The sequence below is a fragment of the Streptomyces sp. NPDC016459 genome, from assembly GCF_040632845.1.
In the GTDB taxonomy this organism is placed as follows: Bacteria; Actinomycetota; Actinomycetes; order Streptomycetales; family Streptomycetaceae; genus Streptomyces.
This window is the reverse complement of the sequence record NZ_JBEYCR010000002.1, coordinates 583,463-598,416: the sequence shown is the minus strand read 5'-3', so window position 1 is coordinate 598,416 and position 14,954 is coordinate 583,463. Positions and strand designations below refer to the sequence as shown.

Here is a 14,954-nt window from a genome sequence, read left to right as displayed (position 1 = left end):
GGGAAAGGGCCCGGACCTCGCGAGGAGGTCCGGGCCCTTTGCCGTGCGTCGTCTAGTAGACCGGCTTCTCGGGCTCGATCTGGTGGACCCAGCCGATCACGCCGCCGCCGACGTGGACCGCGTCCGCGAAGCCCGCCGACTTGAGCACCGCGAGGACTTCCGCACTGCGGACACCCGTCTTGCAGTGCAGGACGATCCGCTTGTCCTGCGGGAGGTCCTGGAGGGCCGTGCCCATCAGGAACTCGTTCTTGGGGATCAGGCGCGCGCCCGGGATCGAGACGATCTCGTACTCGTTGGGCTCGCGGACGTCGATGATGTCGATGCTCTCGCCCTCGTCGATCCACTCCTTGAGCTGCTTCGGAGTGATCGTGGAGCCGAGCGCCGCCTCCTGGGCCTCCTCGGACACGACGCCGCAGAAGGCCTCGTAGTCGATGAGTTCGGTGACGGTCGGGTTCTGGCCGCAGACCGCGCAGTCCGGGTCCTTGCGGACCTTGACCTGGCGGTACTGCATCTCCAGGGCGTCGTAGATCATCAGGCGGCCGACCAGCGGGTCGCCGACCCCGGCGAGCACCTTGATGGCCTCGGTGACCTGGATGGAACCGATGGACGCGCACAGCACGCCCAGGACGCCGCCCTCGGCGCAGGAGGGGACCATGCCCGGCGGCGGGGGCTCCGGGTAGAGGCAGCGGTAGCAGGGGCCGTACTCGGACCAGAAGACCGACGCCTGGCCGTCGAAGCGGTAGATCGAGCCCCACACGTACGGCTTGTTCAGCAGCACGCAGGCGTCGTTGACCAGGTAGCGGGTGGCGAAGTTGTCCGTGCCGTCGACGATCAGGTCGTACTGGCCGAAGATCTCCATCACGTTCTCGGCTTCGAGCCGTTCCTCGTGAAGGACGACGTTCACGTACGGGTTGATGCCGAGCACGCTGTCGCGCGCCGAGGCCGCCTTGGAGCGACCGATGTCGGCCTGGCTGTGGATGATCTGGCGCTGGAGGTTCGACTCGTCGACCTCGTCGAACTCCACGATGCCGAGCGTGCCCACGCCGGCGGCGGCCAGGTACATCAGCGCCGGCGAGCCGAGGCCGCCGGCGCCGACGCACAGCACCTTGGCGTTCTTCAGCCGCTTCTGCCCGTCCATCCCGACGTCCGGGATGATCAGGTGGCGGGAGTACCTGCGGACCTCGTCTACGGTGAGCTCGGCAGCCGGCTCGACCAGGGGTGGCAGCGACACGGGGACTCCGGTTGTCGGTATGTCAGTACGGTTGTTCTCCCCGTAACACTGCCACGCCCCTTCTCATTCCGAGACACCCGGTCCGATACGCGAGACGATTTCGTCCCAGTAGCCGGGCAGCGAGTGGAATGCGGCGGTCTGTCCCGGCGCCGCCGTCCGGTCGGTGAAGAAGATCGTCCCGGCCCCCTGCCAGCGGGCGATCCGCAGCGCCTCGTCGAGGTGGGTGCGGGGAACCCCGTGCACGAGGTGGACGAACTTCGTCTCCGTGTACGCGGCGGTCCACTCGGCCACCTGCGACCAGCGGTAGTCCACCCAGGCGCCGGAGAAGGTCACCAGCTGGTCGGCGGCCTCGGCGTACCCCGGATGGGGATGGGTGCCGTGACCGAGGACGAGGTGGGCCTCGCCGCCGAGGACCGCCTCCAGGGTCGCGGTGACCCGCCGCACCCCGGCCAGGTCCGCCCGGTCCGCGGGGCAGCGGTCCAGGTAGTAGCCGTCCACCCTGTACCAGTCGAGGAAGCGGTGGGCGTCGGAGACCAGCTCCCCGAACGGCCGGGAGCCATAGGCCGCGTCCAGGTGCCCGAGGACCCTGACCCCGGCGTTGCGGAGCCTCCCCGCCGCCTCCAGACAGTGCGGGTCGGGGCGGCTGCCCGGCCCCTCCGCCACGTTGAGCACCGCCCAGTGCAGCGGGGTGCCCGGTCGGGTCAGCTCGCCCCACTCGACCGGGGCGAGCAGCGGGTGGGCGTAGCCGGGGACGCCCACCCCGAGGGCCTGGACCGCCCCCGTCGCCGTGCTCGTCGTCAGATGCGACACGCCGCCTCCATCCAGATGTCGGCGAGGGACTCCTCCAGGTTGATCCGGGGCCGCCAGCCGAGCCGGTCGCGGGCGGTGCGGACGTCGGCCTGCTGCCAGGGGCCGCAGCCGTCGGGGTACGGGTAGGGGGCGGAGGCCAGCTGGTCGGCGATGGTCCCCTCGCTGCGGGGGGCGCCGATCATCGGACGCTGCGGCATGCCGTGCGGGGCGTCCAGCTCGTGCAGGTTGCCCGTGTAACCCGCGACCCTGGCCAGGACGGCGGCCGCGTCACGGAGCCGGACGGCACGGCCGGTGGCGATGTTCACGACGCCCTGGGCGGCGGAGAGCGAGGCCGCGTGGACGGCCCGCGCCACGTCCCGTACGTCGACGAAGTCCCGCTGCACCCCGAGGCCGCTGAGCTTGAGCTCACCGTCCCCGGCCTGCATGGCCCGGCGCATCGCCTCGGCGAGCCGGCCGAGGGGCGAGCCGGCGGGCGTGCCGGGGCCCACGGGCGAGAACACCCGGAGCACGACGGCGTCGAGCCCCGACCCGAGGACGAGTTCGGTCGCCGCGAGCTTCGACACGCCGTACGGGCCGCCCGGGCGCGGTACGGCGTCCTCGGCGGTGGAGGCGCCGGGCTGGCTCGGCCCGTACTCCGAGGCGCAGCCGACCTGGACGAGCCGGGCCCCGCAGCCGCTGCGTCGCAGGGCCTCGCAGACGGTGGCGACGGCGACGGTGTTGTGCCGGGTCAGGTCGCGGGCGCCGCCGCGGGTGGCGCCCGCGCAGTTCACGACGACCCCGGGGTGGACGGCGTCGAGGAAACGGGTCAGCGCGCCGGGGCTGCCGGATGCGAGGTCGAAACGCACGTCGGCGTCGTCGCCCCGGCCGAGCGCGGTGAGGTGCACGGCCGGGTCGGCGAGCAGCCGGTCGGCGACGAAGCGCCCGATGAAGCCGTTGGCTCCGAGCAGGAGCACCCTCATCGTGCGCCCCCTACGTGCCGACCGGCCGGTGCTTGGGGTTGCGGGGTCATGGTCTTCGGTCTCCTTGCGGGGTGGTGGAGGTGTCGGGGCACGCCCGCGGCGTCGGCTCCGCGGGTGCGCGGGGTGGTCACGGGGCGCTGTGGGCCGAGGCCCGGACGAGGGCGCCGGTCGCGTGGGCCAGCAGGCCGAGCGCGGCGGCGCCGCAGACGAGGGTGGGTACGGCCCCGGGGCCCCAGGCGTCGACGACGGCGCGCACGGGTGCGGCGAGCGCGTCGAAGCCGGGGAGGGGGACGCGGGCGGCGAGGACGCTCGCGAGGGCGAGGGCCTCCGCCGCGCCGGCGGCGGCGAGGGCGGCCGTGGCCGTCTCGGGGAAGCCGTGGACGGTGAGGAGCCGGGCGAACAGCAGGAGCGCGCCGAGGGCCAGGGCCCCGGAGCTGAATCCGGTGAGCGCGAGCAGGCCGGTGAGGGCGAGGAGCTGGAGGGTCACGGTGCCGAGGAGCAGCGGCCGGATGGCGGCGGCGAAGTCGGCGAGCCCTCGGCTGTCGGCGATCCTGCGGCGCGCCCGGGTCGCGAAGAGCCGGGCGCACCAGGCGGCGGGGGCGACGGCGAGGGCGAGGCCGAGGAGCGGGCGGGGTGTCAGGTCCCAGGGGCCGTCGGGTCCGCCGCTGAGCACCTGCGTCAGCAGTCCGTCGCCGCAGACCGCGTACGCGAGGAGCCACAGGGCCCAGAGTCCGGCGGCGGGCACGGTGCCGCCGTCGGGGGCGCGGAGGGGGCCGCGCCGGACGGCGAACAGGAGGGCGCCCGCGAGCAGCACGGCGCCGGTCACGCCGACCGCGAGGCGCACGGGCCCGTGGGTGACGGCGAGCCCGATGCCGGTGAGGGCGGCGGCGGCCCCGGGGGTGAGGACGGCGAGCACCCACGCGTCCGTGCGGAGCGCCGGCGGCGCGGGAGCCGGGTCGGGCTCGCCGCCGCGGGGCACGCGCGCGTACAGCTCCTCGGCGAGCGAGAAGACGTCCCGGTGCCGGAACCGCGCGGCGGTCCGGTCGGTGAACCCCTGGGCTTCGAGCCCGGCGGCGATCTCCAGCGGATCGACGGCCCGCGCGCACAGCTCCCGGTGCCGGTGCATGAGCACCTTGACGGGATCGGCGTTCCCCCGCCGGGCACGGGGGGTGGGGACGGGAGCACGACCGGTCGAACCGGCCGGGGCGGTGTGACCGGCCGTGCCGGCGGGGGCGGTGGACGCGCTGGTGGTACGGAGGACGGGGCCGCCCGCCTCGTGGGCGGTGGTGCCGGGGGCGGGAGCCTGCGGCACGGCGAAAGCCGCGTCCCAGGCGGACGCCCGGTCCGGCGCGGAGGCAGGGCCGGGGGCGGCAGCCGGGTCCGGGGCGCGGGCCGGGCCCGGGGCGTCGGCGCGCGTCGTCGTCAGGGCGGAGGCCTGGTCCGGGGCCTGGTCCGGGGTCTGGAGCTGGGCCTGGTCCGGGGTCTGGACCTGGGCCTCGGCGGGGGTCTGGGCCGGCGCAGGAGCCCGGTCCGGCCCGTAAACCCGGTCCCGCCCGTAGGCATCGGCCGGCCCGTAGGTCTCCTTCGGCGCGGAAGTCGGGGCCGGAGCGGCCGGTGCCCGTGTGGGGGCTATCCCCGGCGGTGGGGAGTCCTCCGGGGCGCGGGCGTCCAGGGTTCCGTCGGGGAGGGGGGTCAGGGCGCGGGCGCCGAGGAGGGCCTCGGAGCGGGCGTCCCAGGCTCCGGGGCTCGTGGGGGCGGCGGAGCCGCGCATGGGGGTGCCTCCTTCAGGCATCGGGGGCTCCTGTCCCTGCGGCCACGGCCTTGTGCGCCCAGCTGCCCGGGACGTGCGCCTCGGCGGGGTGGGCGAAGAGCGCGCCGTCCCCGGGGCGGTGGCGCACCGGCGCGTGGGAGAGGAGCTCCAGGTAGATACCGCGGAACGCGGCGAGGTTCTGCTCGACGGTGAAGAGTTCGAGCGCGCGGGCGCGAGCCGCGGCGCCCAGGCGGTGCCGGCGCTCGGGGTCACGCAGCAGCGCGAGGCAGGCGTCGGCGAGCGCCCGGGGGTTGCGCGGGGGGACGACGAGACCGGTGCCACCGATGATCTCGACGACCGCGCCGACGTCGGTGGAGACGGTGGCCCGTGCGCAGAACATCGCTTCGACGAGGCCGGCGGGGAAGCCCTCGACGACGCTGGACAGGACGACGACCGCGCCGGACGCGTAGGTGTCCTCCAGGGTGGGCGCCTCGGGGCCGCCGAGTTCCTCGACGGTGACCGGGTTCTCGCCGACGGAGTGCGCTCCGGCGGCCTCGTCGGGGAAGAGCTGGGCGGCGAGCCCCTTGCAGTGCCCGAGGTACGCGTCGGCCTCCGGCTCGCGTACGGGCACGGCGACGATCCTCAGCCGCGCGTCGGGCTGCCGGGCGCGGACCTCCGCGAAGGCGTGCAGCAGGGCGATGAGGTCCTTGGCGGGTTCCACCCGGCCGACCCAGACGAGGGTGGTGGGGTCGCCGCTCGTCTCGTCCTCGCCGACCTCGGCGAACCGGTCGGCCGCCATGCCGGGGTGGACGGTGCGGATCCGGGCCCGGTCGGCGCCGCACCTCTCCTGCCAGCGGCGGGCGTGGGTGTTGCCGGGGGTGAGCAGCGCGGCCTGCCCGTAGACCTCGGCGGCGAGCCGGCCGTGGAGGGCGGCGAGCAGGGTGCGCAGGGGGGTGGAGCGGTCGGTGGCGGCCGAGAGGTAGTGGGAGCGGAGCCGTACACCGTATTCGGTGACGAGCAGCGGGGTCCCGAAGAAGCGTTTGGCCAGGAGACCGGGGAGGGCGGTGGTGCCTCCGGCGGCGGCGTGGCAGAGGTCGGCGGCACCGAGCGTGTCGTCCGTGTACCAGTCGAGGGACAGGGGGCGCAGGACACGGGCGAGGTGCTCGGCGAAGGCGAGGTGGTCGGGGAGTCCCGCGGCGGCCGCGCCACGGCGTGCGCCGGGCGCACGGCAGGCGGATTCGAGGGCGCGGACGGCGTCGTCGGAGCGGAGCGCGCCGGGCAGTCCGACGCGTTCGCGGGCGAGTTCGGCGAGGGCGTAGAGCCCGGTGGCGAAGGCGCTCCGACCGAGGGACGCGCCCTCGGCGGTGCCCTCCGTCTCCTGGGTTCCGCGGGTGGTGTCGTCCTCCGTACAGAGGCCGACGGCCAGCTGGTGGAAGGCCTCGGTGAAGCGGCGGCGTTCCCGCCGGCCGTAGGCGCGGCGCGTGGCCCGGTCGCCGAACGCGGTCCGTTCGAGGAGGTGGACGCCGGTCGGGGTGATATCGGTCCCGAGTTCGGCGGCGCGCACCACCCGCGCGTTCGGGGGGAGAGCGCGCGGGGTGCCGGAGCCGCCGACGGCGTAGAGGTCGAACTGGTGCTGCCCGAGTCCGCGCACGAGGCGGTCGCACCAGATTCCGGACTCACCGTCGGCGTACGGGTAGCCACCCTCCGTGAGCAGTCCGATCCGCACGAGTGCACCCCCGATCTCCCTTGACGACAGCCACCGTTGGTCCGGCGACTCGCAGCGGGACGAACGTAAGCGGAGACACCGGTGATGCGACGGACGGTTGTCCGTCGCACCACCGGAAGGGGTGAATGCACGTAACTTTCCCGACCCGGTCGCGTTCTGTCGCGCTAAGCGGCGGATCGGTCACGCAGGGTCAGGCCTGGGCCGGGGCCGGCCGACCGGTACTCGCCCGGCGCTCGGCCGGTACTCAACTGCCCGGATACACCCAGGGGTTGGCACGGCACTTGATGCCGCCGATGTCGAGGGACTTCGTCTGCTGCTGCATCACGGGGGCGAGCGCGCCCGGGGTGCTGCAGTTCACGTGGCCGTGGCCCAGCCGGTGTCCGACCTCGTGGTTGATGAGCATCTGGCGATAGGCGAGCATCGCCTTGGGACCGAAGGTCTCGGAGCCCTGGGCCCAGCGGAAGGCGTTGATCATCACGCGGTCCGTGGCGGCCGAGTCGCAGGACACGTTGTCGATCGTGGTGTCGAGACCGGACTTCGCGCACCAGGTGCCGGTGGTGCCGGGGCTGGCGAGCGTGAGCACGAAGTCGGGCTCCCCGCTGGAGACGCGCTCGAAGGTCATCGCGCCCCGGCCGGCCCAGCTGCGCGGGTCGTTGAGGGTCTTGAACACGGTCGCTGTGAAGAGCTCCTGGTCGAGGCCGAGCCCTTCCTCGACGTCGATCCGGTAGCGGACCAGACGTCCCTTGCCCGGCGCCTTCTGGAGGCCCGGCACGGCCTTGAACTCGCCGGAGCCCTTCAGCTTCGGGTCGATCGGGAACTGGCGGGCGATCAGCTGCTCGTACGTCGGTGCCGGGGGCTTCACGGGCGCCGGGCGCGTCGGGGCGGCCCGCTCCTCGGAACGGGACGCGGTGCTGTCGTCGACCGCCCGGTCGGCCGGCTGTTCGGCGGGGCGGGTGGCGGCCGTGGCGTTCCCCCGGTCGGTGACCTGGCCGGTGACGATGACGGCGAGGACGGTGGCGATGGCGGCGGCCGCGACACCGGTGAGGGTGCGGCCCGTGCTCCCGAGGCCGGCCGGCGCGTCCGCCTCGGGATCGTCCTCGTGGCGGGGCCCCGGAATGAACGGCGCCCGGGAACGGTCCGCTTCGGGCTCGGCGGCGCGTCGGCGCGAGTCGTGCCGGTGGCCGAACCGCTCGGGCGTCGGCGCGGAGCTCTCGTCGTGCTGCGGATGCCCGCCCCGCACGGTGGACCCGAAGACGGGCGTGCCGTGCGCCGGGGTGCCCGGGGTCCCGTGGGCGGGGGTGTCGCGGACCCCGCCACCGTACGAGGGGGCCGGGTGGGCGGGAGTACCGTGCGCCGGGGTCCCGTGCGCGGGCGTCCCGTACGCCGGAGTTCCGGCCGCCTCCTGGCCGCCGCCCCCGCCCGTCGTCCTGCGGCGTCGCCCGGTCCCGGGCGCGCGCCCGGCCGCCTGGCTCGCCGGTCCGGGTGTTCCCGGCGTCGCCGGTGCCCGACCGACCGCCGTCTGCTGACCGGCGTCCGCCACCGAGGGGGCTGAGCCCTTGCGACTATGTCGTCCCACGCCCCGGATCAGCTCCCGCCGTGATCGACGATCAGGTCCCGGGCGGCCTGGGCGACCGTCTCGGGGTACTCCATCATCGCCACGTGCCCCGCCTCGGGAAGGGTGAGGAGGCGCGAGCCGTGGAAGGCGGCCGCCGCCTTCCGGGCCGTACGGAACGAGACGAGCTGGTCGCGCGCGCCGTAGACCAGGAGGGTGGGCGCGAGGACCCGCTCGGCCTGCCGCCACAGCCCGTGCTGGCCGCCGAGCGTATACGCGTCGACGATTCCGCGCGAGGAGCGGGCCATCGCGTCCCAGAAGTAGGGGAGCGCCAGGCGCCGCTCCATCTCCTCGACCGCGTGCCGGAGGCCCTCGTCGGTGATCCGGCCGGGGTCTCCGTAACAGAGGGCGAGAACACCGCGGACCCGCTGCTCGGCCGTCCAGTCCTTGGTGAGCCTCGCGAAGAACGAGGCGACACCCGGCACCGCGAGCAGCGCGGTGGGCCAGGCCGTGCGCTGGGCCCGCAGGTCGGGCAGGGCCGGCGAGACCAGGGTGAGGGTGCGGACCAGGTCGGGGCGGACGGCGGCGACGCGGGTGGCGACGGCGCCGCCGAGCGAGTTGCCGAAGAGGTGGACCGGGCCGCGCCCCGCGGAGTCGAGGAGCCGGATCACCGCGCGGGCGTGGCCGGTGACCGAGTAGTCGCCGTCGTCGGGCGGCGGCGAGACGCCGAAGCCGGGCAGGTCGACGGCCTCGCCGTCCACGAGGTCCGCGAGCATCGGCATCAGGGCGGACCAGTTCTGCGAGGAGCCGCCGAGACCGTGGACGTACAGCGCGGGCGGCAGACCTGCCACGGAGCCCGGCCGGGCGCGCACGGTGAGGGTGAGTCCGGGCAGTGACACGGAGCGCAGCTCCTCGCCGTCGGCGACCCGCACGGCGCGGGTGGTGCGCGGCTCGGACGGTTCGGCGGCGGTCCGGGTTCCCGGCAGCTCGGTCGACGACATGGCCGCAATATTACGAGACGATCACGTGCCGAGGTGTGTGGGTGCGGTCACAAGTGCGTGTGCGGCGGGGCGCATGTACTCCTAGGCTCGGGAGAGAGGGCCAGGGAGAGGACCGCGACCCGCGCGTGCAGGAGGGAACCGCATGACTGTCGATCCGACCGAGCCGGACACGTTCACCGAGGAGGAGGTCGATGTGCTGGAGGAGGAGGTCCCGGAGGCCGACGCCGCCGAACAGCACACCGAACTGCAGCCGCGCGAGGACGAACCGCTCACCCATGTCGAGCGTGACTCGGCGAACGAGGCCGACGCGTCCGAACAGGCCCGCGTGGTCACCCTGGACGAGGACGACTATCGCTGATTTGTTCGGTTCAATCTTGAATCGACTGTCGACCAGGGCGTCCGGTCCATGAAATTCTGCGTTCGCACCGCGCACAGCCGGGTTACCCAAAAGTACGATGGCGACGCGTGCGACAGCGCGTACGGATCGATTGTGGGAGGCCGCGTGAGCGCCATCGAGCAGACAGAGGCAGCACGCCCTCGGGGCACGCGCCTGCCGCGACGTGCCCGACGGAACCAGCTCCTCGGCGCGGCCCAGGAGGTCTTCGTCGCCCAGGGGTACCACTCGGCCGCGATGGACGACATCGCCGAGCGTGCGGGCGTCAGCAAGCCGGTGCTCTACCAGCACTTCCCCGGGAAGCTGGAGCTCTACCTGGCCCTTCTCGACCAGCACTGCGAGTCCCTCCTGCTCGCGGTGCGCACGGCCCTCGCCTCGACCACCGACAACAAGCTGCGGGTCGCGGCCACGATGGACGCCTACTTCGCCTACGTCGAGGACGAGGGCGGCGCCTTCCGGCTGGTCTTCGAGTCCGACCTCACGAACGAACCGGCCGTACGCGAGCGCGTGGACCGGGTGAGCCTGCAGTGCGCCGAGGCGATCTCCGACGTGATCGCCGAGGACACCGGGCTCTCCAAGGACGAGTCCATGCTGCTCGCCGTGGGCCTCGGCGGCGTCTCCCAGGTCGTCGCCCGCTACTGGCTGTCGAGCGAGTCCGCCATCCCCCGCGACAAGGCGGTCGGCCTGCTGACCTCGCTCGCCTGGCGCGGCATCGCCGGCTTCCCGCTCCACCCGGTGGACGGGCAGCTGAGCGCCGAGGGCCACTGAGCATTCCCGACGGCTGTTCGCTCCTGGCGTGCGCCCGCCGCACCGTACGGGTCCCCTCACCGGGCTAATGTGTGCAGCGTACGGCGCGGAAAGATCGCGCAACGCTGACCGTTCGGAGGGACATAGCCGTGGAGGTCAAGATCGGCGTGCAGCACGCACCCCGGGAGATCGTTCTGGAGAGCGGGCAGTCCGCCGAGGAGGTGGAGCGCGCCGTGGCCGATGCGCTGGCCGGCAAGGCGCAGCTGCTCAGCCTCTCGGACGAGAAGGGCCGCAAGGTCCTCGTCCCGGCCGAGAAGATCGCGTACGTGGAGCTCGGTGAGCCCACCGTGCGCCGGGTGGGTTTCGGCACGCTCTGAACCCAGGATCTACGCGAAAGGCCCGGCGGACCGTCTCGGTCCGCCGGGCCTTTCGCATCACCGTATGTCCACGTCAGGGCGTATCTGAGGATTGTGTTCCGGAACGCAGGGGTAGGAAGTCCCCGACCGCAACACCCGCCCCGCAGCACCCGCGAGGTGATCCGCAGTGTTCCTGGAAGCCCTCGGTTCCGCCCTGCTCGGTTTCGCCCTGGCATGGGTCGCCGTGCAGCAGCTCGCCGACCGCCTCCCCGCCCGGGGGAGAGTCCTCGCCACCGGGACGCTCGGCGGGGTGTTCGGCGCGCTCGTCACCCACGGGGCGCTCGGCCCCGGCCACTTCCTCGCCACCCTGATCGGTGCGGTGGCGGTGGCGGCCGTGCTGCTCTCGCTGCTGATCCGCCCGGCCTCCCGGCGGCTGCGCCGATCAGCCGCGGCGTGACCGGCGCCGCCCGCCCCCTCGTACGCCGGTCCGTCGTTACGCGGCCAGGCCGAGCGCGGCCATGCGCTTGGTGTGCGCCTCGGTGATCCGGGAGAACATCCGGCCGACCTCCGCGAGGTCGAAGCCGTCCGCCACGCCTCCGACCAGCATCGTGGAGAGCGCGTCGCGCTCGGCGACCACGCGCTGGGCCTGCGAGAGCGCCTCACCCATCAGCCGACGCGCCCAGAGCGCGAGCCGTCCGCCGACCCTCGGGTCCGCGTCGATCGCCGCGCGGACCTTCGCCACCGCGAAGTTGCCGTGGCCGGTGTCGTCGAGCACGGAGAGGACGAGCCCCCGGGTGTCCGAGTCGAGGCGGGCCGCGACCTCCCGGTAGAAGTCGCTGGCGATCGAGTCACCGACGTATGCCTTGACCAGGCCCTCCAGCCAGTCCGACGGCGCGGTCTGGCGGTGGAAGTCGTCGAGCGCCTTGCCGAAGGGCTCCATGGCGGAGGTCGGCTCGGCGTCCACGGCGGTGAGCCGGTCCCGCAGCCGCTCGAAGTGGTGGAACTCGGCCGAGGCCATCTTCGCCAGCTCCGCCTTGTCCGCGAGGGTCGGCGCCAGCTTGGCGTCCTCGGCGAGCCGCTCGAAGGCCGCGAGCTCGCCGTAGGCGAGCGCGCCGAGGAGGTCGATCACGGCGGCGCGGTACTGCGGCTCGGCGGATGCCGTCGCCCAGTCCTTGGCGGCGATCCCGGTGGGTGTGGCGTTGTCAGGCGTCTCCATGGATCGCACAATAGCCCGCTCGCGCACGGGGGAAGGCGCTGGTCAGTCAGTGTGACCGTGCCCTCATCGCCATTTCTCCCAACACACATGCGCGATTCCGGGGTACAGTGATAAAGCGCCTGCTGAGGATGCGGACATGCTTTCGCACGTTCGGACGTATCCGGTGGGCCGACGCATGAATGAGGATGCCCGGTCGGTGGCCCGATCGGCTCCGGCCCGACAGCCCTTCCGGCGGACCCCGCGGAAGGGTCACCCTCAGCGGTTCGACGCTCGAGCGACGGCAGTGGTCCCGTGCCACCCGGCAGTGATCTTCCCGATCCCACCGGAAGTTTCCCGGCACGGTACGACCCCCTTCGTTCGCCTCGCGCCGCGTCTCACAGAAGAGGCAGCACGCTGACTACGACTTTCCGAGACCTCGGAATCCTTCCTGAGACCGCCGAGGCCCTTGAGGCCGTCGGCATCGTCAACCCCTTCCCCATCCAGGAGATGACGCTCCCGGTCGCCCTCACCGGCACCGACGTCATCGGCCAGGCCAAGACCGGCACGGGCAAGACCCTCGGTTTCGGCCTGCCGATCCTGCAGCGGGTCACCGTCCCCTCCGACGTCGAGGCCGGCCGGGCGAAGCCCGAGCAGCTGACCGACGCCCCGCAGGCACTCGTCGTCGTCCCCACCCGCGAGCTGTGCCAGCAGGTCACCAACGACCTGCTGACCGCCGGCAAGGTGCGTAACGTCCGCGTGCTCGCCATCTACGGCGGCCGGGCGTACGAGCCCCAGGTCGAGGCGCTGAAGAAGGGCGTCGACGTCATCGTCGGCACCCCCGGCCGCCTGCTCGACCTGGCCGGCCAGCGCAAGCTCGACCTCTCGCACATCAAGGTCCTCGTCCTGGACGAGGCCGACGAGATGCTCGACCTGGGCTTCCTGCCCGACGTCGAGAAGATCATGAACATGCTGCCGCCGAAGCGTCAGACCATGCTGTTCTCGGCCACCATGCCGGGCGCGGTCATCGGCCTGGCCCGCCGCTACATGTCGCAGCCGACGCACATCCGCGCCACCTCGTCCGACGGCGAGGGCGTGACCGTCGCCAACATCAAGCAGCACGTGTTCCGCGCGCACAACATGGACAAGCCGGAGCTGGTCTCCCGCATCCTGCAGGCCAACGGCCGCGGGCTCGCGATGATCTTCTGCCGTACGAAGCGCACGGCGGCCGACATCGCCGAGCAGCTGGAGCGTCGCGGCTTCGCGTCCGGCGCGGTCCACGGCGACCTCGGCCAGGGCGCCCGCGAGCAGGCGCTGCGCGCCTTCCGCAACGGCAAGGTCGACGTCCTCGTCTGCACCGACGTCGCCGCCCGCGGCATCGACGTCGAGGGCGTCACCCACGTCATCAACTACCAGTCGCCCGAGGACGAGAAGACGTTCCTCCACCGCGTCGGCCGCACCGGCCGCGCGGGCGCGAAGGGTACGGCGGTGACGCTGGTCGACTGGGACGACATCCCGCGCTGGCAGCTCATCAACAAGGCGCTCGGGCTCGACTTCCACGACCCGGTCGAGACCTATTCCAGCTCCCCGCACCTCTTCGAGGAGCTGGACATCCCGACGGGCACCAAGGGCGTCCTGCCCCGCGGCGAGCGGACCCGCGCGGGTCTCGGCGCTGAGGAGCTGGAGGACCTGGGCGAGCCCGGCGGACGCCGTGGACGCGGTCCGAAGGCGCCGGAGAAGACCGAGGAGCGCCCCGAGCCCGCCGCCCGGACCCCGCGACAGCGCCGGCGCACCCGCGGCGGCGAGACCGGTGACATGCCGGTGGCGGCCGCCCCGGCCGTCGAGCCGGTAACGGACGAGGCACAGGCCGAGTCCGGCCCGCGCACCCCGCGCCGCCGCCGTCGCACCCGCGTCGGCGCCCCCGGCTCCGCGCCGATGACGCAGGGCGTGCCGGTGGCGCAGGCGGCTCCGGTGGCCCAGGCGGCTCCGGTCACTTTCGTCGCTCCGTCGGCTCCCGCCACGGCGGCCGCTCCCGCCGCCACGGTCACCTCGGTCGCTTCGGTCGCTCCTGGGGTGGAGGTCGCTCCGGCGTCCGCCCCCGCAGCCGCACCCGTCACTCAGGCACCCGCTGCTCAGGCACCCGTCGCTCAGGCGCCCGCCGCCGAGGCCCCGGCCGCCGAGCCCAAGTCCCCGCGCCGTCGCGGCCGCACGGCCGCCCGTCCGGAGGCCGCGAAGCCCACCGCCCCGGCCCGCGCGGCCCAGGAGCCGGCCCCGGCTCCGCGCCGCCGTCGCCCGCGCGTGGCGCGTCCGGTCGAGGACACCGGGTCGTTCCAGACGGTCGAGACCGCCGCGGCCGCCCTGCGCGCCGCTGCGGCGTCGGCCGCTCCGGCCGCTCCGGTGGAGGCCGCTCCGGCCCCCGCCGCCGAGGCCCCGGTCGAGGAGCCGAAGAGGGCTTCCCGTCGCCGTACGGCCAGGAAGGCCGCCGCGGAGCAGGTCGTCGAGGCCGTCACCGCCGCCCCGGTGGTGACCGAGCCCGTGGCGCCCGTCGCCCCCGTGGTGACCGAGCCCGTCGCGCCCGTCGTGACCGAGGACGCCGCGCCCGTCGCCGAGGTCACGGCCGAGGTGCCCGGGCCGCGCCGTCGCCGGGTCGTGCGCAAGGCCGCCGGTTCGCCGACGGTCAGCACCCCTGTCGAGACGCCCGTCGTCGAGGCCGCGCCCGCGCCGGTCGTCGAGGAGGAGCCGAAGAAGACGACCCGTCGCCGGGTGGTCCGCAAGGCAGCCGGTTCGCCGGCCGTCTCCGCTCCCGCCGAGACGATCGTCGTCGATTCGCCGGCCGCCGTCACCCCGGTGGCGGAAGCCGCTCCGGCCGTGGAGGCCGCCCCGGCCCCCGCCGCCGAGGCCCCGGTCGAGGAGCCGAAGAAGGCTCCCCGTCGCCGTACGGCCAAGAAGGCCGCCGCGGAGCCGGTGGCCGAGACCGTCGAGGCGCCGGCCGCCGAGGAGGCCCCCAAGGCTCCCCGTCGCCGCGCGGCCAAGAAGGCGGTCGCCGCCGAGGCTCCCGACGCCTCCGAGCCGAAGACGCCGACGCGCCGCCGTACGACGAAGAAGGCCGCCGCGGAGCCGGTCGCCGAGGCCGCCGAGGCCGAGGCCCCGAAGGCCCCGCGCCGTCGCACCACGAAGAAGGCGGCGGCTCAGCCGGAGAGCTGACCCCGCCCGTCCTGACCGCTGCGGCCCGGCCC

13 protein-coding genes are annotated in these 14,954 nt (G+C 74.1%); 5 read left to right on the top strand and 8 right to left on the bottom strand.

Features of this window, described 5'->3' with window-relative positions:
- Positions 1-52: 52 nt before the first annotated feature.
- The 7 genes from moeZ to ABZ567_RS08390 form a co-directional block, all read right to left on the bottom strand.
- Complete coding sequence (gene moeZ / locus ABZ567_RS08420) at positions 53-1,231, bottom strand: adenylyltransferase/sulfurtransferase MoeZ (RefSeq protein ID WP_360785951.1); 1,179 nt, start codon at positions 1,229-1,231, stop codon at positions 53-55.
- Positions 1,232-1,294: 63 nt separating this feature from the next.
- A complete protein-coding gene (locus ABZ567_RS08415) occupies positions 1,295-2,041 on the bottom strand; it encodes a spherulation-specific family 4 protein (protein WP_360785949.1) in 747 nt (248 codons plus the stop codon).
- Positions 2,029-3,000, bottom strand: coding sequence for an NAD-dependent epimerase/dehydratase family protein (locus ABZ567_RS08410; protein ID WP_360785947.1), 972 nt, complete (start codon positions 2,998-3,000; stop codon positions 2,029-2,031). The genes ABZ567_RS08415 and ABZ567_RS08410 overlap by 13 nt, the downstream gene beginning before the upstream one ends.
- Positions 3,001-3,127: 127 nt before the next feature.
- Positions 3,128-4,426, bottom strand: coding sequence for a hypothetical protein (locus tag ABZ567_RS08405; protein WP_360786513.1), 1,299 nt, complete (start codon positions 4,424-4,426; stop codon positions 3,128-3,130).
- A gap of 358 nt (positions 4,427-4,784) precedes the next feature.
- Positions 4,785-6,476, bottom strand: coding sequence for a glycosyltransferase (locus tag ABZ567_RS08400; RefSeq protein ID WP_360785946.1), 1,692 nt, complete (start codon positions 6,474-6,476; stop codon positions 4,785-4,787).
- A gap of 244 nt (positions 6,477-6,720) precedes the next feature.
- Positions 6,721-8,052: a DUF3152 domain-containing protein gene (locus ABZ567_RS08395; RefSeq protein ID WP_360785944.1), complete on the bottom strand. Its 1,332-nt coding sequence runs from the start codon at positions 8,050-8,052 to the stop codon at positions 6,721-6,723.
- A gap of 8 nt (positions 8,053-8,060) precedes the next feature.
- Complete coding sequence (locus ABZ567_RS08390; RefSeq protein ID WP_360785942.1) at positions 8,061-9,029, bottom strand: alpha/beta hydrolase; 969 nt, start codon at positions 9,027-9,029, stop codon at positions 8,061-8,063.
- Positions 9,030-9,171: 142 nt separating this feature from the next.
- On the opposite strand from ABZ567_RS08390, the gene ABZ567_RS08385 reads away from it, so the two are divergent.
- The 4 genes from ABZ567_RS08385 to ABZ567_RS08370 all read left to right on the top strand — a co-directional run bounded on the left by ABZ567_RS08385 (position 9,172) and on the right by ABZ567_RS08370 (position 10,983).
- Entirely contained in the window at positions 9,172-9,387 is a 216-nt protein-coding gene (locus tag ABZ567_RS08385) for a hypothetical protein (RefSeq protein WP_360785940.1), read from the top strand.
- A gap of 144 nt (positions 9,388-9,531) precedes the next feature.
- Positions 9,532-10,191, top strand: coding sequence for a TetR/AcrR family transcriptional regulator (locus ABZ567_RS08380; RefSeq protein WP_073809023.1), 660 nt, complete (start codon positions 9,532-9,534; stop codon positions 10,189-10,191).
- Between the two features lie 128 nt (positions 10,192-10,319).
- Positions 10,320-10,547 carry a DUF3107 domain-containing protein gene (locus ABZ567_RS08375; protein WP_351217034.1) on the top strand — a complete coding sequence of 76 codons (228 nt, stop codon included), beginning with the start codon at positions 10,320-10,322 and terminating at the stop codon, positions 10,545-10,547.
- Between the two features lie 166 nt (positions 10,548-10,713).
- Positions 10,714-10,983, top strand: coding sequence for a hypothetical protein (locus ABZ567_RS08370; protein WP_360785938.1), 270 nt, complete (start codon positions 10,714-10,716; stop codon positions 10,981-10,983).
- 36 nt (positions 10,984-11,019) lie between these two features.
- Here the strand turns inward: ABZ567_RS08370 and ABZ567_RS08365 are convergent, their stop codons facing one another.
- Positions 11,020-11,742 carry a ferritin-like fold-containing protein gene (locus ABZ567_RS08365; RefSeq protein WP_360785936.1) on the bottom strand — a complete coding sequence of 241 codons (723 nt, stop codon included), beginning with the start codon at positions 11,740-11,742 and terminating at the stop codon, positions 11,020-11,022.
- A gap of 486 nt (positions 11,743-12,228) precedes the next feature.
- Here ABZ567_RS08365 and ABZ567_RS08360 point away from each other — a divergent pair, with 486 nt between their 5' ends.
- A complete protein-coding gene (locus tag ABZ567_RS08360) occupies positions 12,229-14,922 on the top strand; it encodes a DEAD/DEAH box helicase (protein ID WP_360785934.1) in 2,694 nt (897 codons plus the stop codon).
- The last annotated feature ends 32 nt before the right edge of the window (positions 14,923-14,954 follow it).

Excerpts from the sequence above, each read along its gene's own strand:
- ABZ567_RS08410 (WP_360785947.1), bottom strand. The coding sequence starts at position 3,000 with ATGAGGGTGCTCCTGCTCGGAGCCAACGGCTTCATCGGGCGCTTCGTC.
- ABZ567_RS08390 (WP_360785942.1), bottom strand. The coding sequence starts at position 9,029 with ATGTCGTCGACCGAGCTGCCGGGAACCCGGACCGCCGCCGAACCGTCC.
- ABZ567_RS08385 (WP_360785940.1), top strand. The coding sequence starts at position 9,172 with ATGACTGTCGATCCGACCGAGCCGGACACGTTCACCGAGGAGGAGGTC.
- ABZ567_RS08365 (WP_360785936.1), bottom strand. The coding sequence starts at position 11,742 with ATGGAGACGCCTGACAACGCCACACCCACCGGGATCGCCGCCAAGGAC.
- ABZ567_RS08360 (WP_360785934.1), top strand. The coding sequence starts at position 12,229 with ATGACGCTCCCGGTCGCCCTCACCGGCACCGACGTCATCGGCCAGGCC.